Here is a 26166-nt window from a genome sequence, read left to right as displayed (position 1 = left end):
TCCGAGACGTGGGGCGGCCAACGTACGGGGTTCGGCGTGCGGGTGGCAGACGTTCGACACAGTGGTTCGACACGTGGTTCGACACGACGGGGTGACGACATGGGCGAGGACGGGATGTTGCCGCCCGAACTCGTGTGGGGCGCGCTGGACTGCCCCGGCAACGCGGCGGGCCGCCCGCTCGCCTGCTCGCCCACCGGCCGGCCGGCGCGGTCACGGCGGCCCTGACGGCCCGCCTGCTGCGGCCCGTGCCGGTCGGGGGCGCGGGCCTGATCTCGTACGCCTGGCTGCTCGGTGGGGAGGGCCGCAAGTACACGGCGGGCACCGCGCTGACCACGGCGGACGGTGACCTGTGCGCGGTGGCCGAGGCCCTGTGGATCGAGCCGCGCCCCCGGACCTGACGGGGCGCGGGTCCGGGTCCCGTCCGTCGGTCCCGGGCCCGACCCGACCCACGGTCCGGCCCCGGCCCCGGGTCCCGCCGGAGGCGCCGGTCAGCCGCGCGGGTAGCGGGCCAGCCAGCCGGGAGCCGAGACCGAGGGGCCGTGCAGGGCGGGCCCCTGCGTCATCTCCAGGGCGAAGTCGTCGGAGAGCTCCAGCATCGTGGACCGCCCCTCCAGGTCGGCCAACCAGGCCGCCGGCAGGGCGGTCTCCCCGTGCAGGGCGCCCAACAGCGCGCCGCACAGGGCGCCGGTGGCGGTGGAGTCCCCGCCGTGGTTGACGGCGAGGCGCAGCCCGTGCGGGACGTCCTCGGCCACCAGGGCGCAGTACACGGCCACGGCCAACGCGTCCTCCGCGTCGCGGCCGTCGCCCGGGGACAGCGACTCGACCATCTTGGGGCTGGGTTCGCCCAGGGTGACGGCCGAGACGGCCCGCTGGAGGGCGTCCGTGACCGGCTGGTGTTGGGCGCGGGCGCCCAGCAGGCCCAGGGCCCGCTGGATCGCGGCGTCGAGGGACTCGCCCCGGGTCAGCCCGTGGACGATCACGGCGAGCGCCCCGGCCGACAGGAACGCGGTGGGGTGCCCGTGGCTCTGCGCCGCGCACTCCACGGCGAGTTGCAGCACGAGCGCCGGTTCCCAGCCGACCAGCAGACCGAAGGGGGCCGAGCGGACGGTCGCCGCCGCGTCCCGGGCGGTGGGATTCTTCGGCTGTTCCAGGGTGCCGAGCGTCTCGTCGGCGAAGCCGGTCATGCAGGCCCGGTCCGGGCCGCGGCGGGCGTAGAGCCACTCCTCCTGCGCGAGCCAGCCGTTGTCCTTGCGCCGCTCGTCGGGCCCCCAGTCGTGCTGGGTCGCGGCCCAGCGCAGGTAGGCCCGGTGGACGTCGGTCGGCGGGTGCCAGCCGCCGGTGTCCCGGCGCACGTGGGCCCGTATCAGGCCGTCCACGGTGAACAGCGTGAGCTGGGTGGACGCGGTGACCGTGCCCCGACGGCCGTAGGCGGGGGCGAGTTCGGTCAGCCCCGCCAGGCCGTACGCCTCGCGGATGCCGTCGAGGGAGAGACCGGCGACGGGCGCGCCGAGCGCGTCCCCGATGGCGGCGCCGAGCAGGGTGCCGCGCACCCGGCTGCGGAAGTCCTGCTGCTCGACCCGACCCCAGAGCGCCGGGCGCACGTTCGCGGGCGCCTGGTCCGGGACCTGCGCCTGCGGGACCCGCGTCCCCGCCTCCCCCGCTTCCTGCGCGGCGGGCTCTGCCGGCGCGGCGGACACGGGCGTGGTCGGCGCCGGTTCCTCCCCCTCCACCGACGTCGCCGCCCCGTTCGTACCGGCGGTTCCCGTGCCGGCCGCGGTCGCGGTCGTCATCGTGTCCATGTCGTCCCCCCAAGCTCTGGCGCGCACTGTAGTGGACAGGTTCGGTCGAATCCGGAAGGAGTAAGTCACGCCGCCCATAAGTGGCCGTAGAACGGCCGGAATATGAATGGTTCCGGACAGGATCTCGCCGAATGACACAATCGTGGCACGTTTTGCCACTGGCCTCGGGTCCGGTTGTTTTCGGCCACACCGCGTTCACCCGGCGTTGTCCGCGGGCCCACGGCCTCGACGACATGAAGAAGGCACTCCTCGCCGCGACCGTCGTCGCCTCCACGCTCACCGCCTCCCTGGTCGCGGCCCCCGCCGCGACCGCCGCGGGCTGGGACTCCCCCCGGGACGGCCGGCACCAGAACCGTTCCGCCATCCCCTTCACCGAGGCCTCCGTCACCGCCGGCGCCGACGGTGCGTTCACCCTCCGGTGGAGCGCCCGCGGCACCGGGCACGTCGAGATCAGGGCGAACGGCAAGGTCGTCGCCCAGGGCGGCTCCCGAGGCCGGACCGTGGTCAGGGGACTGCCCGCCGCCGACCGCCAGTGGTTCGACTTCAAGCCGGAGCGAGGCCAGGGCCTGCGCCTCGCCGACCGCCTCGTGCGACTGGAGGGAACGGCCAACTTCCGCGACGCCGGCGGCTACCGCACCACCGACGGCCAGTGGGTCAAGATGGGCGAGATCTACCGCTCCGACGCCCTGGCCAAGCTCACCGACAACGTCTTCGACCTGCGCATGACCGACGAGCGCACCAAGGACGTCGACCGCGTGCCGGTCGGCGCGAAGTACGTCGTCGCCGACGTCTTCGCCGGCTACGACGAGGTCCGGGCCGCGTACGGATCCTTCGACCGCTACCTCGACAAGGGCCTCGGCATCGACCGCCGCGAACTGCGGGAGCTTCGCGAGGACCTCCTCGTCGGCTGAGCCCGCACCGAGCCCGGCAGCGCCGCGCGCAACGGGGCCGGATCGATCCCGGTCGGGCCCCGCGCCGCGTCGTCGTCCCCGCTCCGGCCTACTCCGCGATCGGCAGCAGCTCCGGCAGGTGCCCGTCCGAGGCCCCGGCCGCCCGCTGCCGCTCCTCGGGCACCTCCCCGTACAGCGTCGTACGGGCCTTCGCCGGCCGGCCGGCCGCCTCCGCGACCGCGATCAGGTCCCGCACCGACTTGTACGAGCCGTAACTCGACCCCGCCATGCGGGAGATGGTCTCCTCCATCAGCGTCCCGCCCAGGTCGTTCGCACCGGACCGGAGCATCTCCGCCGCACCCTCCGCACCCAGCTTCACCCAGCTCGTCTGGATGTTGGTGATGTGCGGGTGGAGCAGCAGCCGGGCCATCGCCGTCACCGCCCGGTTGTCGCGGACCGTCGGACCGGGCCGGGCGATCCCCGCCAGGTACACGGGCGCGTTGGTGTGGATGAACGGGAGCGTCACGAACTCCGTGAACCCCTCCACGCCCTTGGCCACCGCGTCCTGCTGGATCCGGGCCAGCGTGCGGAAGTGCCCCAGCCAGTGCCGAGGCTGGTCCACGTGCCCGTACATCATCGTCGACGAGGACCGGATGCCCAGCTCGTGCGCCGTGGAGACGACGTCGATCCAGTCCGCCGTCGGCAGCTTGCCCTTGGTGAGCACCCAGCGGACCTCGTCGTCCAGGATCTCCGCCGCCGTCCCCGGAATGGAGTCCAGCCCGGCCTCCTTGGCCGCCGTCAGCCAGTCCCGCACCGACATTCCGGTGCGGGTGGCGCCGTTGACGACCTCCATCGGCGAGAAGGCGTGCACGTGCATGCCGGGGACCCGCTCCTTCACCGCCCGCGCGATGTCGAAGTACGCCGTGCCGGGCAGGTCCGGGTGGATGCCGCCCTGCATGCAGACCTCGACCGCGCCCACGTCCCAGGCCTGCGCCGCCCGGTCCGCGACCTGGTCCAGCGAGAGCGTGTACGCGTCCGCGTCCGTACGGCGCTGCGCGAACGCGCAGAAGCGGCAGCCGGTGTAACAGACGTTGGTGAAGTTGATGTTCCGCGTGACGATGTACGTGACCTCGTCACCCACCACCGACCTGCGCAGGTCGTCCGCGATCCGGCACAGCGCGTCCAACGCCGGGCCGTCCGCGTGCAACAGGGCGAGGGCCTGCTCGTCGGTCAGCGCCGTCGGGTCGTCCGCCGCCCGGGCGAGGGCCGCCCGGACGTCCGTGTCGATCCGCTCCGGGACCATTCCGGGCGCCGCGGCCTCCCGCAGGGCGTCCCAGTCCCCGTAGACGTGGTCGAAGTCCTCGCGCCGGTCGCCCGTGCGCCCCTCGGTGTCGATCGCGGTGTGCAGGTCGGTGCGCCCGTACGCGGCGAAACCCTCGTCGGGCTCCTGCCACGGCCGGCCCTCGACCGCGGCCGTCTCGTCCGCCAGCCCCGTCCCCGCGTCGGCCAACGCCCGTACGTGCGGCAGCAACCGGGGATCGAGCCACGGCTCCCCGCGCTCCAGGAACTCCGGATAGATCGTGAGGCGCTCGCGCAGCTCGAAGCCGGCGGCGGCCGTCCGCGCGGCCAGCTCCTCGATGTGCGGCCAGGGGCGCTCGGGATTCACGTGGTCGGGCGTCAGCGGCGACACCCCGCCCCAGTCGTCGATGCCCGCCCCGATCAGCAGCGCGTACTCCTCGTCGACCAGGTTCGGCGGAGCCTGGATGCGGGCCGACGGGCCGAGCAGGTGCCGGGCCACCGCGATCGCGGCCGCCAGCTCCTCCAACTCCGCGTCGGGCATGCCGCGCATGGCCGTGTCCGGCTTAGCCCGGAAGTTCTGGACGATCACTTCCTGGATGCCGTGGTAGCTGCGCTGGATCCGCCGCAACTCGAAGAACGCGTCGGCGCGCTCCTCGTAGGTCTCTCCGATGCCGATCAGCACCCCGGTCGTGAACGGGACGTTGGAACGCCCCGCGTCCTCCAGCACCCGCAACCGGACCGCCGGCTCCTTGTCCGGGGAACCGTGGTGCGGGCCGCCGGGCTCGGACCACAGGCGGGTCGCGGTGGTCTCCAGCATCATCCCCATCGACGGCGCGACGGGCTTCAGCCGCTGGAGCTCGGACCACGACAGGACACCCGGATTGAGGTGCGGGAGCAGACCCGTCTCCTCCAGGACCCGGATCGCCATCGCCCGCACGTAGGCCAGCGTGTCGTCGTAGCCGTGCGCGTGCAGCCACTCACGGGCCTCGGGCCAACGGTCCTCGGGGCGGTCCCCGAGGGTGAACAGGGCCTCCTTGCAGCCCATCGCGGCACCCTTGCGCGCGATGTCGAGGACCTCGTCGGGCGAGAGGTACATCCCGTGGCCGTCCCGGCGGAGCTTGCCGGGCACCGTGACGAACGTGCAGTAGTGGCACTTGTCGCGACAGAGCCGGGTGAGGGGGATGAACACCTTGCGCGAGTACGTGATGACACCGGGCCGCCCGGCGGCGTCGAGCCCGGAGTCCCGCACTCGCGCGGCGGAGGCGGCGAGGTCCTTCAGGGACTCGCCGCGCGCCTGGAGGAGCACGGCCGCCTCGGTCGCGTCGAGCGCGACGCCGTCGCGGGCCCGCCGGAGCGCGCGGCGCATCGCGTTGTCGGTCGGAGCGTCACTCGGAGTGGTCATGGCCCGAGCATACGATCCACCGATCCGGCGGTGGAGGGGGTCATCGCATCAGCTCACCGGCGTTGACCAGCAGAGACTGGCCGGTTATCGCCCGTGCCCGGTCCGAGGCCAGGAACGCGGCGGCGTCCGCGACGTCCCCGTCCGTCGCGAGATCGGGCAGCGCCATCCGCTCGGCGAGCCGGGCCCGCACCTCCTCCTCGGGGACCCCCTCGCCGTGCGCGGTGAACGTGACGAACGCCTGCACCGGCGGCCCCCACATCCAGCCCGGCAGCACGGTGTTGACCCGGATCCGGTACGGCCCGAGCTCCCGGGCCATCGAGTACATGGCGGAGGTCAGCGCCCCCTTGGAGGCGGCGTACGCGGCCTGCTGCACCTGCGACGGACTCGCCACCGCCGACTGCGTCCCGATGATCACGACGGAGCCGCCGGCCCGCTTCAGCGCGGGCAGGCAGGCCCGCGTCATGCGCAGGGTCCCCAACAGGTTCACGTCCAGGATCTGCTGCCAGGTCCCGAAGTCGGCGTCCTCCAGACCACCGAAGTGCGAGTCCCAGGCGGCCACGTGCACCACCGCGTCCACCCCGCCGAACCGCTCCTCGGCGAGGGCCACCAGGGCCTCGCAGCGGGCTTCGTCGGTGATGTCGGTCGGCAGGTACGCGGTGTGCGCCCCGTCCGGGTCGATCTCGGCGGCGGACTTGACCAGGTTCGCCTCGGTCCGCGCCCCGAGCACGGCGTTCCCGCCGTCCCGCACCACGGTGGCGGCCACCTGGTGCCCCAGCCCGGCGCCGACCCCGGACACGATGACGGTCTTCCCTCGCAGCAGCATGGCGCGCCCTCCAGGCCGGTGATGCCGGCTCAGCAGATCTGACGGGGCGTCAGAGTAGGGCGTGGGGCCGGGGATGGGAAGAGAGGGAGGGGGGGTGCCCTCCGGACCGTCCTCCTCGTCCACGGGGCGCGCCGTCAGGGCCTCGTGTTCGCCGCCACCAGGTCGCGGAAGGCCCTCGGGTCGATCGAGGCGATGCCCTTCCCGGAGGACATGTCCACCTCCCTGCCGTCGGACCGCCCGTCGGGCGCTCCCGAGGCCTGCGCCGACCCCTTCCGCGCGTCCGTCCCCGTCGCCATGGCGTGGACACCGCCCCCCACCGCCACGCCCAGGACGGCGATCAGCGCGCCGCCGAGGAGCAGGGGGCGCCGGTGCATCGTGTTGCCGACTGTCATGCAAACCAGGCCAAAGAGCGAAGAAGCCACCCACACCGGGTCATTGGGGTGTTTCGGGCAGGGTCGAAGGGCCCGCGCCGACCCTGCCGGTCGTCCCGACCGAACGAGCGACGAAACCGAGACGAATGGTGTGTCATATCTGCCCGGGCCCCGGTGAGTCGCGTCCGAATACCTGATAGACAGAAGATTCACGGCTCGACCAGCCGCACGTACTGACGGCCGCCTCGGGGGGATCGCCGCACTGTGAAGCCGCTTCACCGTCATGTAGTCAACACCTCACGCAAGGTCCTGTGCACGGCCGCGCTCGCGGCCAGCCTGACCACCGCCGCCGTCGTGACCAACCCGTCGACCGCCGGCGCGGGCGAATCCGAACCGACACCGGACAGCCCCCAGGCCGCCGACCGCGGCGACGCCCGGCTGGACCTGCCCGAAGACCTCGCGAACCCGCAGCCACCCGCGACCGCGGGCGCCCCCGAGAGCGCGAGCGGCATACCGGGAACGGCCCTCGACGCCTACAAGCGCGCCGAGGTGGCCGTGGCCGCCGCGCTCCCCAACTGCAAGCTGCCCTGGCAGCTGGTGGCGGGCATAGGCCGGGTCGAGTCCGTGCACGCCTCCGGCTACGGGCTCAAGTCCGACGGGTCCACCGAACGCCCGATCCGCGGTCCCCGCCTGGACGGCAACGGCTTCGCCCAGATCAAGGACACCGACAAGGGCCAGTGGGACGCGGACACCGAGTACGACCGCGCGATCGGCCCGATGCAGTTCATCCCCGAGACCTGGAAGACGTACGGCGCCGACGGCAACGGCGACGGCCAACGCGACCCCAACAACATGTACGACGCCGCGCTGGGCACCGGCCTCTATCTGTGCGCGGGCGACAAGGACCTCTCGGACCCGGCCAAGCTCGACGCGGCGCTCCTCAGCTACAACAGTTCCCGCGAGTACGTGAACACCGTCCTCGGGTACATGCGCCAGTACCAGGAAGGCGGCGTCGCCGGGGTCCCGAACCCGCCCGTCGGCACCTACCCGACCCCGCCCGCGACGGGCACCCTGCCCATCCCGCGGCAGCCGGTCACCCGGCCCCCGGCCACGAGGCCGCCGACGGGCGGCACCCCGCAGAAGCCGCCGACCAAGCCCACGACCCCGCCCACCAAGCCGACGACCCCGCCGACCAAGCCGCCCACCAAGCCGGAGCCGCCGGTCGCGCGCCTCGCGAAGCTGTCGCTGATCGGCGAGGCGGAACTGAAGGCCGAGGTCGGGAGCGCCTTCACCCCGACCCTGAAGGTCAAGGCGCTGCTCACCGACGGCAAGCCGGCCGCCGGCCGCCAGGTCGTGCTCGCCGTGGAGCCGGACGACACCACGGGCGGCACCGTCTTCCGGGCCGCCAAGAAGAACTCCGTGGTCGTCACCACCGACGCCCAGGGCATCGCGACCGTCCCCGAGCTGACGGCCGGTCCGAAGCCGGGCACGTTCTCCTTCCGGGCCACGGCGTACGACATGACGAGCCAGTTCACGGTGATGCTGAAGGGCACCGTCCTGGCGAAGCCCGCGGCGGACCTGCTGGTTCGCGTGGACAGCGGCGCCGACAAGCCGCTGGAAGTCGTCACGGGCACGAGCTTCAAGGGCGTGGAGCTGCTGGCCACCGCCAAGGGCAAGCCGATCGCCGGCACCAAGGCCGTCGCGGGCCTGGTCGTGAAGGACGAGGCCACGGGCGCGTGGGTGCCGGTGGACCCGAAGACCGCGAAGGGCCCGTACTTCAAGGGCAAGGACGGCGAGAAGCTGACCACCCTGGACCTGGCCCCGACGGGCGCCGACGGCAGGATCGCCCTGCCGGAGCTGTTCACCGACGGCGTGGCCCCGGGCACCTACCAGCTGCGCGTGCTCACCCCGGAGAAGGTCGAACTGGTCCTGACGCTCAAGGTCGACGCCTCTGCGACGGTGCCGCCCACGACGCCGACGACGCCTGCGAACCCGACGCCCACGACCCCGACGACGGCGAAGCCGTAGCAACGGGCCCCCCGAACAACGCCGCTGCCCCGGTCACCGTCGAACGGCGACCGGGGCAGCGGCGTTCCCCCCTCGCACACACCGGAGGGGAGAGGGGAAAGGCAGGAGCCCCGCCGCCTCCGCTCGCACGGAGGAGGCAGGGCTCCTTGGGTACTGCTTAATCCAACCGCGATCCGGTCGGCCAGGCGACTAGGCCGGGATGACGTTCTCCGCCTGCGGGCCCTTCGGACCCTGCGTGACGTCGAAGGTGACCTGCTGGTTCTCCTCGAGGGAGCGGAAGCCAGAGGCATTGATCGCGGAGTAGTGGACGAAGACATCCGGGCCGCCGCCGTCCTGGGCGATGAAGCCGAAGCCCTTTTCAGCGTTGAACCACTTCACGGTTCCGGTAGCCATGAGCCCTCCTATGGGCCAAAGGGTCGCCCTGCTCCAGAACCTGCTAAGAAGTCTGAAAACTACAAAAGCCTGCGGGTCACATTCTCCGCAGGCCTCGTACTGCAAGGGAAACCAAACTGCAACTTGCGTCGAGCCTAGCATGCACCCTGCGGCCGAGACCAGAGGGAAAGATCACGTCACCCGGACGTTTGAGACCCGCCCGATCGCTGACGCGGAGCCGGGGCTAGTCTCGCGATGTGGACGTCTATCGCAGCCGGCCCCGCGTCGGCCACATCCAGTTCCTGAACTGCCTGCCCCTCTACTGGGGGCTGGCCAGAACCGGCACGCTGCTGGACCTGGAGCTGACCAAGGACACCCCCGAGAAACTGAGTGAACGGCTCGTCCGGGGCGACCTGGACATCGCTCCGATCACGCTCGTCGAGTTCCTCCGCAACGCCGACCAACTCGTCGCCTTCCCCGACCTCGCGGTCGGCTGCGACGGCCCGGTGATGTCCTGCGTGATCGTCTCGCAGGTCCCGCTCGACCGGTTGGACGGAGCCCGCGTGGCTCTCGGATCGACCTCCCGGACGTCCGTACGGCTGGCCCAGCTGCTGCTCGCCGAGCAGTACGGAGTACGGCCCGACTACTACACCTGCCCCCCTGACCTGGGGGTGATGATGCAGGAGGCCGACGCGGCGGTGCTGATCGGGGACGCCGCGCTGCGCGCCTCCCTGCACGACGCGCCCCGGCTCGGCCTCGCCGTGCACGACCTGGGGCTGATGTGGAAGGAGTGGACCGGGCTGCCGTTCGTCTTCGCCGTCTGGGCCGCCCGCAAGGACTACCTCGCACGCGAACCCGTCGTCGTGCGCAAGGTCCACGAGGCGTTCCTCGCCTCCCGGGACGTCTCCCTGGAGGAGGTCACCAAGGTCGCCGAGCAGGCCGCCCGCTGGGAGGCGTTCGACGCCGACCTGTTGGAGCGCTACTTCACGACGCTCGACTTCCGCTTCGGTCCGGAGCAACTCGCCGGCGTCCGGGAATTCGCGCGCCGTACGGGATCGGCGTCGGGGTACGCGGCCGATGTCGAGGTGGAGCTCCTGAAGGTGGCCGTACCGGAGCATTGACGCGCCTTATGCCCCCGGCGCGAGTTCCGCATCCCGGAAAGGGGAATGTTCCGTTTACCGGGAATTCGTTCCCCTTTCGCATTTCCGTCCGCCGACGGAACGGCCGACGGAACGGCCTGCGGAACAAAGGGGCCGAGACCGGTGCGCCGGCGCATTCGGCGGGGATCGAACCACCCGTCCCCGCCGTGGTGCCGTAGTACTCCGGACACGATGGAAGCTCCCCGGCCGGCGGTGGACACCCCTAAGGTGCTGGTTGACCGTCAGCGATCCACGAACCTCGGGGAGGGGGACGCGATGCAGCCGCTCGAAGCGGGCGAACCGCGGACCATCGGCGCCTACCGGCTGCTCGGACGCCTCGGCGCGGGCGGCATGGGTCGGGTCTACCTGGGGCGCAGCGCGGGCGGCCGGACCGTCGCCGTGAAGATCGTCCACCCCCACTTCGCCTCCGACGAGGAGTTCCGCGCCCGCTTCCGCCGCGAGGTCGCCGCCGCGCGCCGGGTGGGGGGCGAGTGGACCGCGCCCGTCCTGGACGCGGACCCGGAGGCCCCGGTGCCGTGGGTGGCCACCGGCTACGTCGCGGGCCCGTCGCTGGACCGGGCCGTGGCGGGCTACGGGCCGCTGCCCGAGCATTCGGTACGGGCCGTCGGGGAGGGGCTGGCCCGCGCGTTGGTGGCGGTGCACGGGCTGGGGCTCGTCCACCGGGACGTGAAGCCGTCGAACGTGATGCTCACCCTCGCGGGCGGCCCGACGGGCGGCCCGCGCCTGATCGACTTCGGGATCGCCCGCGCCTCGGACGGCGCCGCCGCGCTGACCTCCACCGGCGTCTCCGTGGGCTCGCCCGGCTACATGTCGCCGGAACAGATCCTCGGCAACCCCGTCACCGGGGCGGCGGACGTGTTCTCGCTGGGCGCGGTCCTGGTCTTCGCCGCGACCGGCCGGGCCCCCTTCAGCGGGGACAACTCCGCGACCCTCCTCTACAAGGTGGTCCACGAACCGCCGGACCTCGGCGGGATCGGGCCCGGACCGCTGCGGGACCTGATCGCGGCCTGCCTGGCGAAGTCGCCGGCCGCTCGACCCGCGCCGGCGGTGATCGCGGCCGCGCTGGACGGCGCCCTGGGGGTGTCGGGCTGGTTGCCGACCCCGCTGGTCGAGGAGGCCAACCGCGCCGCGGTGGCCCTGCTGGACCTGGACGAGGCGTTGCCGGAGTACCCCTCGGGCCCGGTGCCGTTCACCTCGCCCTCTTCTTACGGCGAGCAGCGGGTGGCCGTCGGGGCACCGGACGGCTTCCCCGGCGGCGGCACCACTCCGTACGGGCCGGCGTACGGCGCGGAGGCCGGCGCGGGCGGGGCGGGGTACGGCGGCGGCGTGCCCGGGCCGCGCACCGCGTCCGACGCCGACGGGCGGCGGGTCTCCGTGCGCGCGGCCGGCCGGCGGTTCAGCTGCACCGTGGTCCTCGCCGCGGCGGCCGTGCTGGCCGTGCTGTCGGGCGGGCTGTACGGACTGGACCTGCTGCCCTGGCAGTCGGGCGGGAACCGGGACCTGGCGACCGGTCCGCCGCCCTCCTCCTCCCCGCGTACGGCCGATTCGGCGCCCGCCACGGGGCCCACCGCGAGCACGGGCGGCGCGACCCCGTCCCCGGGGGTCCGGGACACCGTGCCCCAAGGCCTGGCCGGCACCTGGAAGGGCACGGTCACCACGGCCCGCCTGGGCGTGTCCAACGCGTTCGAGATCACCATCAGCGGCGGCCGGATCGGCCAGGTCGTCGCCCGGGACAAGTCGGTCCTGCCCGTCCTCGGCACCGATTGCAGCGGGGACTGGAAGCTGCGCGCCGCCACCGACCGTTCGCTGGTCCTCGACACGACGGACGGCCCCAACCCGGCGCCCGGCGTGTGTTCCGACGGCTCCGCCGACGAACGCTTCACCCTGAACGCGAACGGGACCCTGCACTACCGGTCCGGGGACGCGGCGGCCGGCAACCCCGAAGGCGATCTGACCCGAGAGCGTTGACCCGCGCACCCCTGAACGGACCCGAGGACCGCCGGCGTACGCTGGATCGGTCCGGACCCTTGACACACCGCCGAAAGGTGACGCACCGGTGACCGACCAGGCCGCTCTCCAGTCTGTCCTCGACCGAGCCGCCGCAGGGGGCCGGATCACCCAGGACGAAGCGCTCGACCTCTACCGGCACGCCCCGCTGCACGCGCTCGGCCAGGCCGCCGACGCCGCGCGCCGGCTGCGCTACGCGGGTACGGAGCACATCGCGACGTACATCATCGAGCGCAACATCAACTACACCAACGTGTGCGTCACGGCGTGCAAGTTCTGCGCGTTCTACGCCGCCCCGAAGGACACCAAGAAGGGCTGGTCCCGCGGCCTCGACGACATCCTGCGCCGCTGCGCGGAGACCGTGGAGCTCGGTGGCACGCAGATCATGTTCCAGGGCGGTCACCACCCGGACTACGGCGTCGAGTACTACGAGGAGCACTTCTCCGCCATCAAGAAGGCGTACCCGCAGCTGGTCATCCACTCCCTCGGCGCGTCCGAGGTCGAGCACATGGCCCGCATCTCGGGCGTCTCGGCGGAGGAGGCCATCCAGCGGATCCACGCCGCCGGCCTCGACTCCTTCGCGGGCGCCGGCGCCGAACTGCTGCCGGCCCGCCCGCGCAAGGCCATCGCCCCGCTCAAGGAGTCCGGCGAGCGTTGGCTGGAGATCATGGAGATCGCCCACAAGCTGGGTGTCGAGTCCACCTCCACCATGCTGATGGGCACGGGCGAGACCAACGCCGAGCGCATCGAGCACATCGCGATGATCCGCGACACGCAGGACCGCACCGGCGGCTTCCGCGCCTTCATCCCGTACACGTACCAGCCCGAGAACAACCACCTCAAGGGCCGGACCCAGGCGACGATCTTCGAGTACCTGCGCATGATCGCGATCGCGCGGCTCTTCCTCGACAACATCGCGCACATCCAGGGCTCCTGGCTGACGGTCGGCAAGGAAGCGGGCCAACTGTCGCTGCACTACGGCGCGGACGACCTCGGCTCGATCATGCTGGAGGAGAACGTGGTCTCCTCGGCCGGTGCCAAGCACCGCTCGAACCGCATGGAGATCATCGAGCTGATCCGCAAGGCGGGCCGCACGCCGGCGCAGCGCGCGACGACGTACGAGCACCTCGTGGTGCACGACGACCCGGCGAACGACCCGGTCGACGACCGCGTCGTCTCGCACATCTCCTCCACCGCCATCGAGGGCGGCACCGCGCACCCCGAGCTGAAGCTCATCTCCTCGAACTGACGCCGCCGAACCGATGCTGACGCTGCACACCGCCGAACTCCTCGTCGCCGGGCCGGGTTCGACCCCGCTCCCCGGCGGCGCGGTGCTCGTCGAGGGCGACCGGATCGCCGGCGTGGGCCCGTACGAGGAGCTCGGCGCGGCCCGCCCGCACGCCCGGGTCCGTTGCTGGCCCGGGGTGTTGACCCCGGGACTGCTGGTGCGCGGCGCGGACGAGCTGTTGGAGCGCACGTACTACCCGGACGACCCGTACGAGGTCGCCGAACTCGGCGCGGACCCGATCGGCGGGCAGGCCCTGGCCGGTCTCACCATGACCGAGTCCCGGTGGGGCAACAGCGCCCGGCGCGGGACGCAGAAGCTCCTGGCACGCGGGGTGGTGGCGGTCACCGGCCGGTTCACGATCCCGTCGGTGCGGACCGCCGTGGTGCGGTCGGGTCTGGCGGTCCTGCCGCCGGCGGCGCGGCCCCAAGGGTCGCCGGGTGCGGAGCGGGAGGCGTCCCTGGACCCGTTCGCCGGGTGGGACGCGGCCGAACAGGCCTTCCACGGCGCCCTGGAGCCGGACGCCCCGGCCCGGTTCGCGGTCTTCGCGGCGGCCGACCCCGGGGAACTGCTCACCCTGGGCGCGACGAGTTGTGTGGCCACGGTCATCGGGGGACGGCTGCTGCACCGCCGTCGCTGAGGTCCCCGGGCACGTCGTCGTCGGGCCGGCCGCCCTCCCGGGCGAGGGCGGCCAGCAGGCAGACCTGGAGGCGGCTCACCCCGCCGAGCTTGTTCCGGATGTTCAGCACGTGGAACTTGACGGTGCTGACGGACAGTTGCAGCGTCGCGGCCAGCTCCGCGTTCGAGGCGCCGGTGGCCAGCCACAGGAACACCGCCGACTCCTGGTCGGTGAGGTGGACCCGCGCAGGCGCCTGCGGGTCGTGGGCGGGGAACCACGACGGGACGCTGAAGCTGACGCTGCGCACGGCTTCCACCCCTTGCCCCCCGGCCGACGCGCTCGGCCCCCTGCCTAAGGGACGTTCGGGCCGGCCAGGTAGGTTCCGGCGGCGTTGAACGGCCAGGCGTTCGCCGTACAGCCGAGCAGTCCCTTGATCTGTTGCATCATCGCCGGTGCCTGCTTGCCGGGACCGGGGCAGGTCTCGTGCTCGCGACCGATCTCGTGGCCCACCTCGTGGTTGACGATCAGGGCCCGGTACTCCTCGACGGGACCGTCGAACTGCGGTGATCCCTCCTGCCAGCGCTTGAGGTTCACCACGACCGTGTGACCGGCGCGACAGTTGGTCTCGCCGATCAGCTCGGGGGTGACGACCTCGCACAGCCGGTCGGTGGTGGTGGGGGTGGCGATCTTCACGGTGAAGTCCACCGGTTGGCCGGCGCCGACGAGGCGGAACCCGTACGCGGGATCACGGGTCCAGCCGCGCGGGTCCCCGAGGATCGCCTCGACGGACCGGGCCGCGGCCTCCGGGTCGACCCCGCTGCCCTGCTCGACCTCGACCCGCCAGCGCAGCGCGCGCCCCTTGCCCTGCGGCGAGCCGGAGGCGGTGGACGCGGCGAAGACCCCGGGACCGGAGGCCGGAACCGACGGGGTCGGCTTCGCCGGGGTCGAGGCCTTCGGCGTGGCCTTCGCCCCGGGCTTCGGCGCGGCCGGCGGGGAGGCGGCCGGCGGCTTCGTCCGCCCGCCGTCCGGGGCCGGCTCGGAGCCGCCGTCGGGCGTGGGACCGCCCGCGTCGGCCTCCCGGGTGGGGGCGGCCGCGGCCGGTCGGTCGTCCGCGACCGCGGCGGTCCCGTCCTGCGGGCGCAGGGTGTAGGCGGTCACGCAGGCGACGGCGATTGCCGCGGAGCCGATGAGGGTACGGTGCAGTCGTCGCCGCCGTTCGGCGGCCCGGCGCAGGGCGCGCACGTCACCGCGGGAACGTCTGGTCGGATGGCCTTCCGGCATGCAGGAGCTTTCTGTTCGCGTGGTCCACGTCGCACACGAGCGGGCATTTCATGCGCTTCGCCGACGAACGTGGCTTTTGTCCGACCCGTTTCGGGCCACACGCGCACCAGTCAAAGCCGATCCGGCCGTCCCGCGTAACTGTCCTTCGGGTCAGTTGTGCCCGCGGCGGCCGGCCCCGGGTCCGCCTGCGAGAATGGCGGACAGACCCGCACCGCACCGCATCGCACCCGAGGGGCCCACGCCAGTGACCAGCGCTTCCCTGGACAAGCAGCCGCACGAAGTCGCCTCCATGTTCGACGGGCTGGCGGCGAACTACGACCTCGTCAACGACGTGCTCTCGCTCGGTCAGGCCCGCCTGTGGCGCAAGGAGGTCGCCAAGGCGGTCGGCGCCCGCCCCGGACACACGATCCTCGACCTGGCCGCCGGGACCGCGACCTCCTCGCTGCCCTTCGCCGCGACCGGCGCGTACGTCGTCCCCTGCGACTTCTCCCTGGGCATGCTCCAGGAGGGCAAGAAGAGGCACCCCTGGCTGCCGCTGACCGCCGGCGACGCGACGAAGCTGCCGTTCAAGGACGACACCTTCGACACCGTGACGATCTCCTTCGGGCTGCGCAACGTCCAGGACACCGACACCGCCCTGCGCGAGCTGTACCGCGTCACGAAGCCCGGCGGCCAGGTCGTCATCTGCGAGTTCTCGCAGCCCACCTGGGCGCCGTTCCGGACGGTCTACACCGAGTACCTGATGCGCGCCCTCCCGCCGGTGGCCCGCGCCATGTCGCCCAACCCCGACGCGTACGTGTACCTCGCCGAGTCCATCCGCGCATGGCCCGACCAGCCGGAACTCGCCGCGCTCCTGCAGAAGGCCGGCTGGTCCAAGGTCGCGTGGCGCAACCTCAGCGGCGGCATCGTGGCCCTGCACCGCGGCGTCAAGGCGTAGGACGCGATGCCCGCCGCGCCCGTCGACGACGCGCCCCCGGGCGCCGCGCCCTCCGGCCCCGCGTTCCTCGGCCCGGAACCCTCCGAGACCGTGCGCTTCGACTACCAGGGACTGCTGGAGCGGATCGCGGCCGACATCGCGCCGGTGATCGGCCGCGGCACCCCGGCCGAGTACATCCCGGCGCTGGCGTCCGTGGACCCGACGCAGTTCGGGATGGCCGTCGTCGACCTCGAAGGCAACGCGTACGGGGTGGGGGACTGGCAGGTCCCCTTCTCCACCCAGTCCATCACCAAGGTCTTCGCACTCGCCCTGGCCCTCGCGGAGGGCGGCGACAGCCTGTGGGAACGAGTGGGCCGCGAACCCTCCGGCAACCCGTTCAACTCGCTCGTACAGCTGGAGTACGAGAACGGCATCCCCCGCAACCCGTTCATCAACGCGGGCGCCCTCGTCGTCACCGACCGCCTCCAGACCCTCACGGGCGACGCGAGCAGCGAACTCCTGCAGTTCCTGCGGGAGGAGAGCGAGAACCCGGCCATAGGGTTCGACGCCGAGGTGGCCGCCTCCGAGCAGGAGCACGGCGACCGCAACGCGGCCGTCGCCCACTTCATGGCCTCGTACGGCAACATCGACAACCCCGTACCGGCCCTGCTGGAGCACTACTTCTGGCAGTGCTCCATCGAGATGACCTGCGCCGACCTGGCCCGCGCCGGACGCGTACTGGCCCGGCACGGGCTGCGCGCCGACGGCACGCGCCTGCTGACGCGCAGCGAGGCCAAGCAGATCAACGCGGTGATGCTGACCTGCGGCACCTACGACGCGGCAGGCGAGTTCGCCTACCGCGTCGGCCTGCCCGGCAAGAGCGGGGTGGGCGGCGGGATCGTCGCCGTCGTTCCCGGCCGGTGCTCGATCGCGGTGTGGAGCCCCGGGCTCGACGCCCAGGGGAACTCGGTCGCGGGTGTGGCGGCCCTCGACCGCTTCACGACGCTGACCGGCCTGTCGGTCTTCTGACCGGCGGATCCGGGTCCGCGGTCTACAGCGACAGCGCGTAGCGGCGGGCCGGGTTGCCGTCCGGCATCGTGGACTCCTCGTCCAGGTCCATCCCGAGCCGCTCCGCGACCGCCACCGAACGCACGTTCCGGGCGTCGATCATCGCCACCACGCGCGTCACGCCGGCCGCCCGTACCCGCTCCAGCGTCGCCAGCGCGGACGCGTACGCGTACCCCCGGCCCCAGGCGGAGCGCCCCAGCCGCCAGCCGATCTCGATCTCCCCGACCGGCCCCCACTCCTTCTCCGCGGGCCACGGCTGCGCACCGGTGAAACCGATCACGGCGCCCGCCTCGTCCAGCAGGGTCCACAGGCAGTAGCCGAGCCGGGCGTCGTGCAACCGCTGGCGGGCGGTGAACTCCTCGTACATGGACAGCTCCGCGGGGCCACCGAGGAACTCCATCACCTCCGTGTCGGCGAAGACCTGGTGCCAGGCACGGGCGTCCTCGTCGATGGGCACGCGCAACTGCACGGTGGGAAGCGGCCGGGCGGGCGAGGTGGTCATCGGAGGCACCCTTCGGATCGTGATCTCTCTCGCTGCATAGACTGCACGTGTCCGGTGCCGTTGGGCACCCTTTATCGAGCCTTCGGGAGACCCCGCAGTGACCGAGCCCCTCTCCGAACACTCCGCGGACGTGATCGTCGTCGGGGCCGGGCCCGCCGGCTCGACCACCGCGTACTACCTCGCCAAGGCCGGATTGGACGTCCTGCTCCTGGAGAAGACCTCCTTCCCCCGCGAGAAGGTCTGCGGCGACGGCCTGACGCCGCGCGCCACCAAGCAGCTGGTCGCCATGGGCATCGACGTCTCCGAGGAGGCCGGCTGGCTCCGCAACAAGGGCCTGCGGATCATCGGCGGCGGGCAGCGGCTCCAGCTCGACTGGCCGGAACTCGCCTCCTATCCGGACTACGGGCTCGTCCGCAAGCGCGACGACTTCGACGAGACCCTGGCCCGCCAGGCCCAGAAGGCGGGCGCCCGCCTCTACGAGCGCTGCAACGTCGGCGAGCCCGTCCGCGACGCGCGCACCGGCCACATCACCGGCGTGCAGGCGAAGCTGGGCGAGGAGAAGACCCCGGTCACCTTCAGCGCCCCGCTGGTCGTCGCGGCCGACGGCAACTCCTCGCGGATCTCCCTCGCGATGGGCCTGCACCGCCGCGAGGACCGCCCGATGGGCGTCGCCGTCCGGACGTACTTCACCTCGCCCCGTCACGACGACGACTACCTGGAGTCCTGGCTGGAGCTGTGGGACCGGCGCGGCGCGCAGGACCGGCTGCTGCCCGGCTACGGCTGGATCTTCGGCATGGGCGACGGCACGTCCAACGTCGGCCTCGGCATCCTCAACTCCTCCTCCGCCTTCAAGGAGCTGGACTGGCGCGAGGTCCTCAAGGCCTGGTGCGCGTCCATGCCGGAGGACTGGGGCTACACCCCCGACAACATGACGCAGCCGATCCGCGGCGCGGCCCTGCCGATGGCCTTCAACCGCCAGCCCCACTACACCAAGGGCCTGCTGCTCGTCGGCGACGCCGGCGGCCTCGTCAACCCGTTCAACGGCGAGGGCATCGCCTACGCGATGGAGTCCGGCCAGATCGCCGCCGACGTCATCGTCCAGGCGCACGCCCGCGCCACCCCGGCCCAGCGCGAACTGGCCCTGCACAACTACCCGAAGGTCCTCAAGGAGACGTACGGCGGCTATTACACGCTGGGCCGCGCCTTCGTGAAGCTGATCGGCAACCCGAAGGTCATGAAGATCGCCGCACAGCGCGGTCTGACCCACCCGGTGCTGATGCGCTTCACGCTCAAGATGCTGGCCAACCTGACCGACCCCACGGGCGGCGACGCGATGGACCGCGTCATCAACGGCCTCTCGAAGGTGGCGCCCCGCGCTTGACCGGTCAAGGCCGGGCCGCTCGTCGGGTGGTCGAGCGGCTCGGCTCGTGACATTTGGCCGTCACACGTTGACGATCTTCACCTTCGGTGAGCCGGGAAGTTCCTCGGCGGCCTTGCACAGCGCCGGGATGTGCGACTTGTCGGAAGTGACGAGTAGGACCGGGGGGGTGCAGAGTGCGGCCGTGGCCACCACGAGTGCGTCCACGAGGCATTCGTGCCCGTCGAGGCCCGAGGCGTCCAGCAGCTTCGCTGCGGCGTCCGTCACCGCGTCGTTGACCGGTTTCACGTCGAACCGGGACAGTGGGAACTGGAGTCGCTTGGCGGCTTCCCCTGTCCGGCGCACCTCCAAGGGCGTCAGCGCGGACAGCGCCACGCGTCGGCCGCTCTGCTGAGCGACTTCGATACGCGCACGCATCCCCTCGTCACCGTCGACGTGCAGTGAAAGTCCTTGGGCGTCCAGGACGAGCGTGCCCTCGCTCTTTGCCTTGATCTTGAGGCGCTTGCTTACCACTCCTGCTCCGCCTGCCGCCGTGCTTCAGCGGAGACGGGGCCGAACGCCGTCCGGTCCGTCCGTCGCGCAGGTGCGACGGACGGACCGGACGGCGTTTCGCGGTCAGTCGGCGGGGGGTGGTGCGGGGCGGGCCGGTTCGTCGGGGGAGTCTCCGCTCCGGGCCGCGGAGGTCCGGTCCGGGTGCCCGTCCGCGCACCCGTCCTCGTACGGAGCGCCGTGCACGGTCCGCACACAGCGGGCCAACAGCACCATCCCGCACACCAGCAGGGCGAGCGAGGCCGTCCAGCCGAGCCCGAGCGTGACGGGGTGCCCCGGCTTCGCCCAGGGGCGGGCGGTGGTCAGCAACCAGCCACCGACCGCGAGCAGGGCCAGACCCGCCGCGGCGGGCAGTGCGGTGGGGTCCCCGGTGCCGCGGTCGGCGACCTCGGCGTCCTCGGCGGGCCGTCGGGTGAGCACGGGACCACCACCTCCAGGGTCGTTGACGGTCGGGCGAGCGCCCCGACTATCTTCGCAGGGCCTCGACGGGTTCGATACGGGCCGCCCGCCAGGCCGGATGGAGCCCGGCCGGCAGGCCGGTGACGAGCCCGGTGAGCGGGGCGGCCGCGACGGTGGCGGGATGGATCACCGGAGTCCAGTCGCGGGCCAGCGAGACGGCGACCACCGTCAGTTCGCCCAACGAGGTGCCGACCAGCCCCCCGAGCGTGCCCAGCGTCGCGGCCTCGGTGAGGAACTGGGCCGCCACGTGCCGCCCCCGGGCGCCCAGCGCACGGCGCAGCCCGATCTCCGACGTCCGCTCCAGCACCGCGACGAGGGTGGTGTTGGCGATGCCGACCGCGCCGATGACCAGGCAGATCCCGGCGAGCAGGTTCTCCGGTTTGCGTTCCACGTCGGCGATGACGCCCGCCACGGTGAACGGCTCCTCGCCGATGCAGAGCGGGGGGCGGGTGCTCAGGGTGCTGATGCCGAGGCGTTCGGCGCCCCCGCTGCCGATGAGCACGACGCGCTGCCGGCTCCGCTCGGCGAACTCGTCGTAGAGCCGGCCCTCCCGGAGGGTGGGCACCAGGGCGGCGACGGCCCCCGGGGAGGCGGCGACGACCGGGGTGCCGGTGATGGTGCCCGTGGCGGTGCCGGTGGTGGCGCGGCCGCCGGTGGGCAGGACGCCGATCGTCGTCCCCGGATCGAGCCGTACGGTCCACAGCGTTCCGGCGTTGCGGATGCCCGCGACCTCGCGCAGCCGCTCCTCCGCGTCGGCGGGGAAACCGGAACCGGCGAACTCGTTCACCACGGGGGCCACGTCCTCGATGGTCACCTCGGTGGCGGTGAGGACACGGATTCAAGTTCAGTCGCGCTCTACGGGAAACAGCGCGACGCCCGTTTCAAACTGGCGGCCTCGCTCGTCTGACACGGCACGCCCCGCATTCCGTACGGAATTCCGCATTTCCGCGACGGGAAACAAGGGCACCGTCCGCCCGCGCACCCGCACTTCGGCCAGGCGCGCGTGAAATCGACCCGGCGACGGCGTGTTCCGTTCCCCTCTCGGGCACGGGCACGGGCGCGCGAAAGGGCCGGTACTCCACCCCCGAGCGGGGGAGTACCGGCCCTTTCCGTGCACGCGCGGTCAGCCGCGGGCTGTCCGAAGGTGCCTGAAGGCTCCTCAGGGCGTCCGAGAGCGGCTCGGACGGCCCGGAGGGTCCCGCACGAGGCCCCAGGCACCTCTGGACGCCCGGTAAGGCTTCAGAGGCCGCGACGGTTCACGAGGACGCGACGACTCAGAGGACGCGGACCGCGCCCGTCGGCATGTCGTAGCTCAGGCTGCGCTCGACGACACCGGTGCTGGGGTTCTGCGCACCGACGAACTTGCCGCCGCCGACGTAGATGGCGACGTGGTACGCGCTGCCCTTGGCACCCCAGTACAGGATGTCGCCCGGCTGGAGGTTGCTCAGCGACACCGAGGTGCCGGCGTTGGACTGCGCCTGCGACACGCGGTCGAGGGTGATCCCGGCCTGGCGGTACGCGGCCTGGACGAGGCCGGAGCAGTCGTACGCCGAGGAGCCGGTGGCGCCACTGACGTACGCCTTGCCGACCTGCGCGCGGGCGAAGTCGACGATGGCGGCGGCGGAGCCGGTGGCCGGCCTCGACGTGCTGCCGCTCTCGTCGGAGTTGCCGCCGCCGGAGCTGCTGCCGGGCGAGAAGGAATCGTCGTCCGAGGCGGAGGCGTTCGCCAGCGAGGAGCGGGCGGAGCTGCGGTTGGCGCGGTCGGCCTCGGCCTTGCGCGCCTGCTCCTCCTTGGCCTTCTTCTCGGCGTCGGCCTTCTGCTGGGCGTCTTCCTTGGCCTGCTTCGCCTCGGCGGCGGCGCCCGTGCGGGCGTGCTCCTCCTGGACGTTCAGCTCGCCTTCGACGGCTGCGGCGCGGGTGTTCTCGGCGGCCGTGGTGACGGCCGTCGCCACGTCGGCGCTCAGGTCCAGGTCGAGGACCGGCATTTCGAGCGTCGTCTCGGCCACGGGCTCTGGGGACGGGGACGCGCTCGCGGTGCCGGCCATGGCGAGGGTGCTGAGGACGCCACCGGCAACGCCGGCGCGGACCGCGAGCTTGGAGACGCTGCGGCGGGGCTTCCGGTGGCTGGGTGTGTGAGCGGTGTGGGACATGGGACTAACCGCTATCAGGGGGCGGCCGGTCGCTTCAAGAAACGTGGTGTGCGCCACAGTTGCGCGCGAAGGCCGCGAACCGGACGCGTCGCGCCCGTTATTGACGCGGTAACGGGCGAAACGGACACACCCTCACAAGCCTGTGATCATGGGGTTTCCGCGATAAGTCCCAATTGATCCGGCGCCTACCATTCCGCTCGACAGTTGGCCAAGCCCCCTTTCGGTGGCGCGGAGTCCACGTGACGCAGGTCACAGTTACCTACCGCTGTGCGGGCACTGTGGCCGCTCCGTGACCCGGCTGTGAGGTTCCCGTGTGGTTCGTGAACGGATGCACGCGATCCGCGCGGCCCTCGTCCCGCCGCCCCTCCCCCTCGGATCGGCTCGGCCCGACGTCCACCCGAGTCCTCCCGAACCCCTCGTTCGGGGGGTATGGATCCCCTTACCACCGCTACGGCAGTGGTGCCAATTTGCCTGCATGATCCAACGTTTGATAGTGCGGACCCCCTTCCACCTGCGGCGAAGGGCCCGGATGTCACCTTTGGTGATCATGTGGATGCCTTGCGTACGAAGATCACCACTCATCGGACTTCATGATCGTTCGTCAGGTGGTGGAGATCACAAACTCGGTGTTGTTACCCGTGTCGCAGATCACAGACCGGCAGGCATAAGATGCGCACCAGTCCGGCTTGTGAACTGCCTCACATGCAATCCCCTCCGATTCGGGTGATCTTCACGGGAGGCGGGTCACTCGGCGCCGGCACAGCGGTCCAACGGTCAAGGACGACTGGAAGGAGCGAGGAGCGTGAATGCGTACGCGCCCATCCTCGTGCTCGGCGCCCTCGGCGCAGGGTTTGCGATCTTCTCCGTGGTCATGGCCACGCTGATCGGCCCAAAGAGGTACAACCGGGCAAAACTTGAAGCGTACGAGTGCGGCATCGAGCCCACTCCGGTACCGGCCGGTGGCGGTCGCTTCCCCATCAAGTACTACCTGACGGCGATGCTCTTCATCGTCTTCGACATCGAGATCGTCTTCCTCTACCCCTGGGCGGTCACCTTCGACTCCCTGGGGATCTTCGGGCTCGTCGAGATGTTGCTCTTCGTGCTCACCGTCTTCGTCGCCTACGCCTACGTGTGGCGCCGCGGCGGCCTGGAATGGGACTGAGGGGCTGAATTTTCCATGGGACTGGAAGAGAAGCTGCCGAGCGGCTTTCTGCTGACGACCGTCGAACAGGCCGCGGGCTGGGTGCGCAAGTCATCCGTCTTCCCGGCCACGTTCGGCCTGGCGTGCTGCGCCATCGAGATGATGACCACCGGAGCGGGCCGGTACGACCTGGCCCGCTTCGGCATGGAGGTCTTCCGCGGCTCACCGCGCCAGGCGGACCTGATGATCGTGGCCGGCCGGGTCAGTCAGAAGATGGCGCCGGTGCTGCGGCAGGTGTACGACCAGATGCCCGCTCCCAAGTGGGTCATCTCCATGGGCGTTTGCGCCTCTTCGGGCGGAATGTTCAACAACTACGCGATCGTCCAGGGCGTCGACCACATCGTCCCCGTGGACATCTACCTGCCCGGTTGCCCGCCCCGCCCCGAGATGTTGATGGACGCGATCCTCAAGCTCCACCAGAAGATCCAGGGCGGAAAGCTCGGCGTGAACCAGGAAGAGGCGGCGCGCGAGGCGGAGGAGGCGGCCCTCAAGGCCCTCCCCACCATCGAGATGAAGGGGCTCCTTCGGTGAGCGACGACCCGGCCGTGCAGAACGGCAACGGCAACGGGGACGGGAACAACGTTCCCGCCCCCAGGGGCACCACCGGCCCCGAGGTGATCGGCGTCCGCAAGGGCATGTTCGGCGCCGCGGCCGGCGGGGACACCAGCGGCTACGGCGGCCTCGTCCGCACCGTGGCCATGCCCGGCGCGACGAGCCGTCCGTACGGGTCCTGGTTCGACGAGGTGGCCGACGAGTTCGAGGGCGCCCTGGAGGAACAGGGCCTGGTCCCCGAGCACGCCATCGAGAAGACGGTCGTCGACCGCGGCGAGCTGACCTTCCACGTGGCCCGCGAGCACCTCGTGCGCGTGGCACGGACCCTGCGCGACGACCCGGCCCTGCGCTTCGAGCTGTGCACCGGCGTCAGCGGGGTGCACTTCCCCGGGGACAAGGGCCGCGAACTGCACGCCGTCTACCACCTGCGCTCGCTCACCCACGGGCGGATCCTGCGCCTGGAGGTGTCCGTCCCGGACGCCGACCGGCACCTGCCGTCGCTCGTCGAGGTCTATCCGACCAACGACTGGCACGAGCGCGAGGCGTACGACTTCTTCGGCCTGATCTTCGACGGCCACCCGGCCCTCACCCGAATCATGATGCCGGACGACTGGCAGGGGTTCCCGCAGCGCAAGGACTACCCGCTCGGTGGCATCGCCATCGAGTACAAGGGCGCCCAGATCCCGGCTCCCGACCAGCGGAGGTCGTACAGCTGATGTCCACGTCCCACCACGCCTCCTCCAGGGAGACCACCGAGGGCCTCGTCTACACCGTCACCGGCGGTGACTGGGACGAGATCGTCCAGTCGGCGGCCCGCGCGGACGACGAGCGGATCGTCGTCAACATGGGTCCCCAGCACCCGTCCACCCACGGCGTGCTCCGCCTGATCCTGGAGATCGACGGCGAGACCGTCACCGAAGCCCGCTGCGGCATCGGCTACCTGCACACCGGCATCGAGAAGAACCTCGAATTCCGGAACTGGACGCAGGGCACCACCTTCGTGACGCGCATGGACTACCTGACGCCGTTCTTCAACGAGACGGCGTACTGCCTGGGCGTCGAGAAGCTGCTCGGCATCACCGACCAGATCCCGGACCGCGCCACCGTCATCCGCGTCCTGCTGATGGAACTCAACCGGCTCTCCTCCCACCTGGTGTGCATCGCCACCGGCGGCATGGAGCTGGGCGCGACCACGATCATGATCTACGGGTTCCGCGACCGCGAGCTGATCCTCGACATCTTCGAGCTGATCACCGGCCTGCGGATGAACCACGCGTTCATCCGCCCCGGCGGCCTGGCCCAGGACCTGCCCCCGGGCGCCGTGGACCAGCTGCGCGACTTCGTGAAGACCATGAAGAAGAACCTGCCGGAGTACGACAAGCTCGCCACCGGCAACCCCATCTTCAAGGCCCGCATGCAGGACGTCGGCTACCTCGACCTGACCGGCTGCATGGCGCTCGGCGCCACCGGCCCGATCCTGCGCTCCGCCGGCCTCCCGCACGACCTGCGCAAGACGGACCCGTACTGCGGCTACGAGAACTACGAGTTCGACGTGCCGACCACCGAGTCCTGCGACTCCTACGGCCGGTTCCTGGTCCGCCTGGAGGAGATGCGCCAGTCGCTGCGGATCGTCGAGCAGTGCCTGGAACGCCTGGAGCCGGGCCCGGTCATGGTCGCCGACAAGAAGATCGCCTGGCCGGCGCAGCTGGCCATGGGCCCCGACGGGCTCGGCAACTCGCTCGACCACATCAGGAACATCATGGGCACCTCCATGGAGGCCCTCATCCACCACTTCAAGCTGGTGACCGAGGGCTTCCGGGTGCCGGCCGGGCAGGCGTACGCGGCCGTCGAGTCCCCCAAGGGCGAGCTCGGCGTCCACGTCGTCTCCGACGGCGGCACCCGCCCCTACCGGGTCCACTTCCGCGACCCGTCCTTCACCAACCTGCAGGCCATGGCCGCGATGTGCGAGGGCGGCCAGATCGCCGACGTGATCGTCGCCGTCGCCTCCATCGACCCCGTGATGGGAGGCGTCGACCGATGACGACCGCGTTTTCC

25 protein-coding genes and 1 pseudogene are annotated in these 26166 nt (G+C 71.7%); 14 read left to right on the top strand and 12 right to left on the bottom strand.

Translation table 11 applies throughout. The features are described 5' to 3' along the window. Nucleotides 1-134 precede the first annotated feature (134 nt). Nucleotides 135-398 carry a hotdog fold domain-containing protein gene (locus OTB19_RS13805; RefSeq protein ID WP_267798443.1) on the top strand — a complete coding sequence of 88 codons (264 nt, stop codon included), beginning with the start codon at nt 135-137 and terminating at the stop codon, nt 396-398. Between the two features lie 90 nt (nt 399-488). On the opposite strand, the gene OTB19_RS13800 is transcribed toward OTB19_RS13805, so the two are convergent. Next, entirely contained in the window at nt 489-1799 is a 1311-nt protein-coding gene (locus OTB19_RS13800) for an ADP-ribosylglycohydrolase family protein (RefSeq protein WP_267798442.1), read from the bottom strand. A 233-nt stretch (nt 1800-2032) separates the two neighbouring features. On the opposite strand from OTB19_RS13800, the gene OTB19_RS13795 reads away from it, so the two are divergent. Then, nucleotides 2033-2710 carry a tyrosine-protein phosphatase gene (locus tag OTB19_RS13795; protein WP_267798441.1) on the top strand — a complete coding sequence of 226 codons (678 nt, stop codon included), beginning with the start codon at nt 2033-2035 and terminating at the stop codon, nt 2708-2710. 88 nt (nt 2711-2798) lie between these two features. Here OTB19_RS13795 and OTB19_RS13790 read toward each other — a convergent pair whose 3' ends face one another. The 3 genes from OTB19_RS13790 to OTB19_RS13780 all read right to left on the bottom strand — a co-directional run bounded on the left by OTB19_RS13790 (nt 2799) and on the right by OTB19_RS13780 (nt 6605). Beyond that, nucleotides 2799-5390 (bottom strand): bifunctional FO biosynthesis protein CofGH, encoded by a 2592-nt coding sequence (locus OTB19_RS13790; RefSeq protein WP_267798440.1) that lies wholly within the window; start codon nt 5388-5390, stop codon nt 2799-2801. A gap of 40 nt (nt 5391-5430) precedes the next feature. Further along, nucleotides 5431-6213, bottom strand: coding sequence for an SDR family oxidoreductase (locus OTB19_RS13785; protein WP_267798439.1), 783 nt, complete (start codon nt 6211-6213; stop codon nt 5431-5433). Between the two features lie 134 nt (nt 6214-6347). Beyond that, nucleotides 6348-6605, bottom strand: a complete 258-nt coding sequence (locus OTB19_RS13780) for a hypothetical protein (RefSeq protein WP_267798438.1) — start codon at nt 6603-6605, stop codon at nt 6348-6350. Nucleotides 6606-6848: 243 nt separating this feature from the next. Here OTB19_RS13780 and OTB19_RS13775 point away from each other — a divergent pair, with 243 nt between their 5' ends. Further along, nucleotides 6849-8612 (top strand): lytic transglycosylase domain-containing protein, encoded by a 1764-nt coding sequence (locus OTB19_RS13775; RefSeq protein ID WP_267798437.1) that lies wholly within the window; start codon nt 6849-6851, stop codon nt 8610-8612. 189 nt (nt 8613-8801) lie between these two features. Here OTB19_RS13775 and OTB19_RS13770 read toward each other — a convergent pair whose 3' ends face one another. Then, nucleotides 8802-9005, bottom strand: a complete 204-nt coding sequence (locus tag OTB19_RS13770; RefSeq protein WP_015610594.1) for a cold-shock protein — start codon at nt 9003-9005, stop codon at nt 8802-8804. Nucleotides 9006-9241: 236 nt separating this feature from the next. Between OTB19_RS13770 and OTB19_RS13765 the strand changes: the two genes are divergently transcribed. The 4 genes from OTB19_RS13765 (at nt 9242) to OTB19_RS13750 (ending at nt 14076) form a co-directional block, all read left to right on the top strand. After that, on the top strand, nt 9242-10105 hold the full coding sequence (locus tag OTB19_RS13765) for a menaquinone biosynthetic enzyme MqnA/MqnD family protein (RefSeq protein WP_267798436.1): 864 nt from the start codon (nt 9242-9244) through the stop codon (nt 10103-10105). A 294-nt stretch (nt 10106-10399) separates the two neighbouring features. Then, nucleotides 10400-12112, top strand: a complete 1713-nt coding sequence (locus OTB19_RS13760; RefSeq protein ID WP_267798435.1) for a serine/threonine-protein kinase — start codon at nt 10400-10402, stop codon at nt 12110-12112. 88 nt (nt 12113-12200) lie between these two features. Beyond that, the gene (mqnC, locus tag OTB19_RS13755; RefSeq protein WP_053678921.1) at nt 12201-13400 is read left to right on the top strand and encodes a cyclic dehypoxanthinyl futalosine synthase; all 1200 of its coding nucleotides are present in this window, start codon (nt 12201-12203) and stop codon (nt 13398-13400) included. 13 nt (nt 13401-13413) lie between these two features. Beyond that, on the top strand, nt 13414-14076 hold the full coding sequence (locus tag OTB19_RS13750) for an imidazolonepropionase-like domain-containing protein (protein WP_267798434.1): 663 nt from the start codon (nt 13414-13416) through the stop codon (nt 14074-14076). Here OTB19_RS13750 and OTB19_RS13745 read toward each other — a convergent pair. Together OTB19_RS13745 and OTB19_RS13740 are read right to left on the bottom strand one after the other, a co-directional pair. Further along, complete coding sequence (locus OTB19_RS13745; RefSeq protein ID WP_267798433.1) at nt 14042-14362, bottom strand: helix-turn-helix domain-containing protein; 321 nt, start codon at nt 14360-14362, stop codon at nt 14042-14044. The genes OTB19_RS13750 and OTB19_RS13745 overlap by 35 nt on opposite strands. A 44-nt stretch (nt 14363-14406) precedes the next feature. Then, nucleotides 14407-15336: a DUF3152 domain-containing protein gene (locus OTB19_RS13740; RefSeq protein ID WP_267798432.1), complete on the bottom strand. Its 930-nt coding sequence runs from the start codon at nt 15334-15336 to the stop codon at nt 14407-14409. A gap of 244 nt (nt 15337-15580) precedes the next feature. On the opposite strand from OTB19_RS13740, the gene OTB19_RS13735 reads away from it, so the two are divergent. Then, nucleotides 15581-16273, top strand: a complete 693-nt coding sequence (locus tag OTB19_RS13735) for a demethylmenaquinone methyltransferase (RefSeq protein ID WP_267798431.1) — start codon at nt 15581-15583, stop codon at nt 16271-16273. A 6-nt stretch (nt 16274-16279) separates the two neighbouring features. Then, entirely contained in the window at nt 16280-17281 is a 1002-nt protein-coding gene (locus OTB19_RS13730; protein ID WP_420716837.1) for a glutaminase, read from the top strand. A gap of 22 nt (nt 17282-17303) precedes the next feature. Here OTB19_RS13730 and OTB19_RS13725 read toward each other — a convergent pair whose 3' ends face one another. Then, on the bottom strand, nt 17304-17822 hold the full coding sequence (locus OTB19_RS13725; RefSeq protein WP_267798430.1) for a GNAT family N-acetyltransferase: 519 nt from the start codon (nt 17820-17822) through the stop codon (nt 17304-17306). A gap of 97 nt (nt 17823-17919) precedes the next feature. On the opposite strand from OTB19_RS13725, the gene OTB19_RS13720 reads away from it, so the two are divergent. Then, on the top strand, nt 17920-19203 hold the full coding sequence (locus OTB19_RS13720) for a geranylgeranyl reductase family protein (protein ID WP_267798429.1): 1284 nt from the start codon (nt 17920-17922) through the stop codon (nt 19201-19203). Between the two features lie 60 nt (nt 19204-19263). Here the strand turns inward: OTB19_RS13720 and OTB19_RS13715 are convergent, their stop codons facing one another. From OTB19_RS13715 to OTB19_RS13700, 4 genes and pseudogenes are all read right to left on the bottom strand, one after another. After that, complete coding sequence (locus OTB19_RS13715) at nt 19264-19713, bottom strand: DNA-binding protein (protein WP_267798428.1); 450 nt, start codon at nt 19711-19713, stop codon at nt 19264-19266. Between the two features lie 102 nt (nt 19714-19815). After that, nucleotides 19816-20169, bottom strand: coding sequence for a hypothetical protein (locus tag OTB19_RS13710; RefSeq protein WP_267798427.1), 354 nt, complete (start codon nt 20167-20169; stop codon nt 19816-19818). Nucleotides 20170-20215: 46 nt separating this feature from the next. Beyond that, nucleotides 20216-20809 (bottom strand): annotated as a pseudogene (locus OTB19_RS13705) (ABC transporter permease); the annotation flags it as partial. Between the two features lie 673 nt (nt 20810-21482). Beyond that, nucleotides 21483-22358, bottom strand: a complete 876-nt coding sequence (locus tag OTB19_RS13700) for a C40 family peptidase (RefSeq protein ID WP_267798426.1) — start codon at nt 22356-22358, stop codon at nt 21483-21485. Between the two features lie 802 nt (nt 22359-23160). On the opposite strand from OTB19_RS13700, the gene OTB19_RS13695 reads away from it, so the two are divergent. From OTB19_RS13695 to OTB19_RS13680, 4 genes are read left to right on the top strand one after another with little or no spacing between them, the layout of a single operon-like run. Further along, entirely contained in the window at nt 23161-23520 is a 360-nt protein-coding gene (locus tag OTB19_RS13695) for an NADH-quinone oxidoreductase subunit A (protein ID WP_053678945.1), read from the top strand. A 15-nt stretch (nt 23521-23535) separates the two neighbouring features. Further along, nucleotides 23536-24090, top strand: coding sequence for a NuoB/complex I 20 kDa subunit family protein (locus OTB19_RS13690; RefSeq protein WP_053678947.1), 555 nt, complete (start codon nt 23536-23538; stop codon nt 24088-24090). Further along, on the top strand, nt 24087-24827 hold the full coding sequence (locus OTB19_RS13685; protein WP_267798425.1) for an NADH-quinone oxidoreductase subunit C: 741 nt from the start codon (nt 24087-24089) through the stop codon (nt 24825-24827). The genes OTB19_RS13690 and OTB19_RS13685 overlap by 4 nt, the downstream gene beginning before the upstream one ends. After that, nucleotides 24827-26152, top strand: coding sequence for an NADH-quinone oxidoreductase subunit D (locus OTB19_RS13680; RefSeq protein WP_267798424.1), 1326 nt, complete (start codon nt 24827-24829; stop codon nt 26150-26152). Before OTB19_RS13685 ends, OTB19_RS13680 begins: the two co-directional genes overlap by 1 nt. The last annotated feature ends 14 nt before the right edge of the window (nt 26153-26166 follow it).

It is taken from the genome of Streptomyces sp. H27-H5, assembly GCF_026627505.1.
Classification (GTDB): Bacteria; Actinomycetota; Actinomycetes; order Streptomycetales; family Streptomycetaceae; genus Streptomyces.
Note: the sequence above shows the minus strand (reverse complement) of the source record. Positions and strands in the feature narration are given on the sequence as shown.

Bases quoted from the DNA above. Each gene is read 5' to 3' on its own strand.
- OTB19_RS13800 (WP_267798442.1), bottom strand. From the start codon at position 1,799: ATGGACACGATGACGACCGCGACCGCGGCCGGCACGGGAACCGCCGGT.
- OTB19_RS13795 (WP_267798441.1), top strand. From the start codon at position 2,033: ATGAAGAAGGCACTCCTCGCCGCGACCGTCGTCGCCTCCACGCTCACC.
- OTB19_RS13790 (WP_267798440.1), bottom strand. From the start codon at position 5,390: ATGACCACTCCGAGTGACGCTCCGACCGACAACGCGATGCGCCGCGCG.
- OTB19_RS13785 (WP_267798439.1), bottom strand. From the start codon at position 6,213: ATGCTGCTGCGAGGGAAGACCGTCATCGTGTCCGGGGTCGGCGCCGGG.
- OTB19_RS13780 (WP_267798438.1), bottom strand. From the start codon at position 6,605: ATGACAGTCGGCAACACGATGCACCGGCGCCCCCTGCTCCTCGGCGGC.
- OTB19_RS13770 (WP_015610594.1), bottom strand. From the start codon at position 9,005: ATGGCTACCGGAACCGTGAAGTGGTTCAACGCTGAAAAGGGCTTCGGC.
- OTB19_RS13760 (WP_267798435.1), top strand. From the start codon at position 10,400: ATGCAGCCGCTCGAAGCGGGCGAACCGCGGACCATCGGCGCCTACCGG.
- OTB19_RS13750 (WP_267798434.1), top strand. From the start codon at position 13,414: ATGCTGACGCTGCACACCGCCGAACTCCTCGTCGCCGGGCCGGGTTCG.
- OTB19_RS13740 (WP_267798432.1), bottom strand. From the start codon at position 15,336: ATGCCGGAAGGCCATCCGACCAGACGTTCCCGCGGTGACGTGCGCGCC.
- OTB19_RS13730 (WP_420716837.1), top strand. From the start codon at position 16,280: ATGCCCGCCGCGCCCGTCGACGACGCGCCCCCGGGCGCCGCGCCCTCC.
- OTB19_RS13725 (WP_267798430.1), bottom strand. From the start codon at position 17,822: ATGACCACCTCGCCCGCCCGGCCGCTTCCCACCGTGCAGTTGCGCGTG.
- OTB19_RS13700 (WP_267798426.1), bottom strand. From the start codon at position 22,358: ATGTCCCACACCGCTCACACACCCAGCCACCGGAAGCCCCGCCGCAGC.
- OTB19_RS13690 (WP_053678947.1), top strand. From the start codon at position 23,536: ATGGGACTGGAAGAGAAGCTGCCGAGCGGCTTTCTGCTGACGACCGTC.
- OTB19_RS13680 (WP_267798424.1), top strand. From the start codon at position 24,827: ATGTCCACGTCCCACCACGCCTCCTCCAGGGAGACCACCGAGGGCCTC.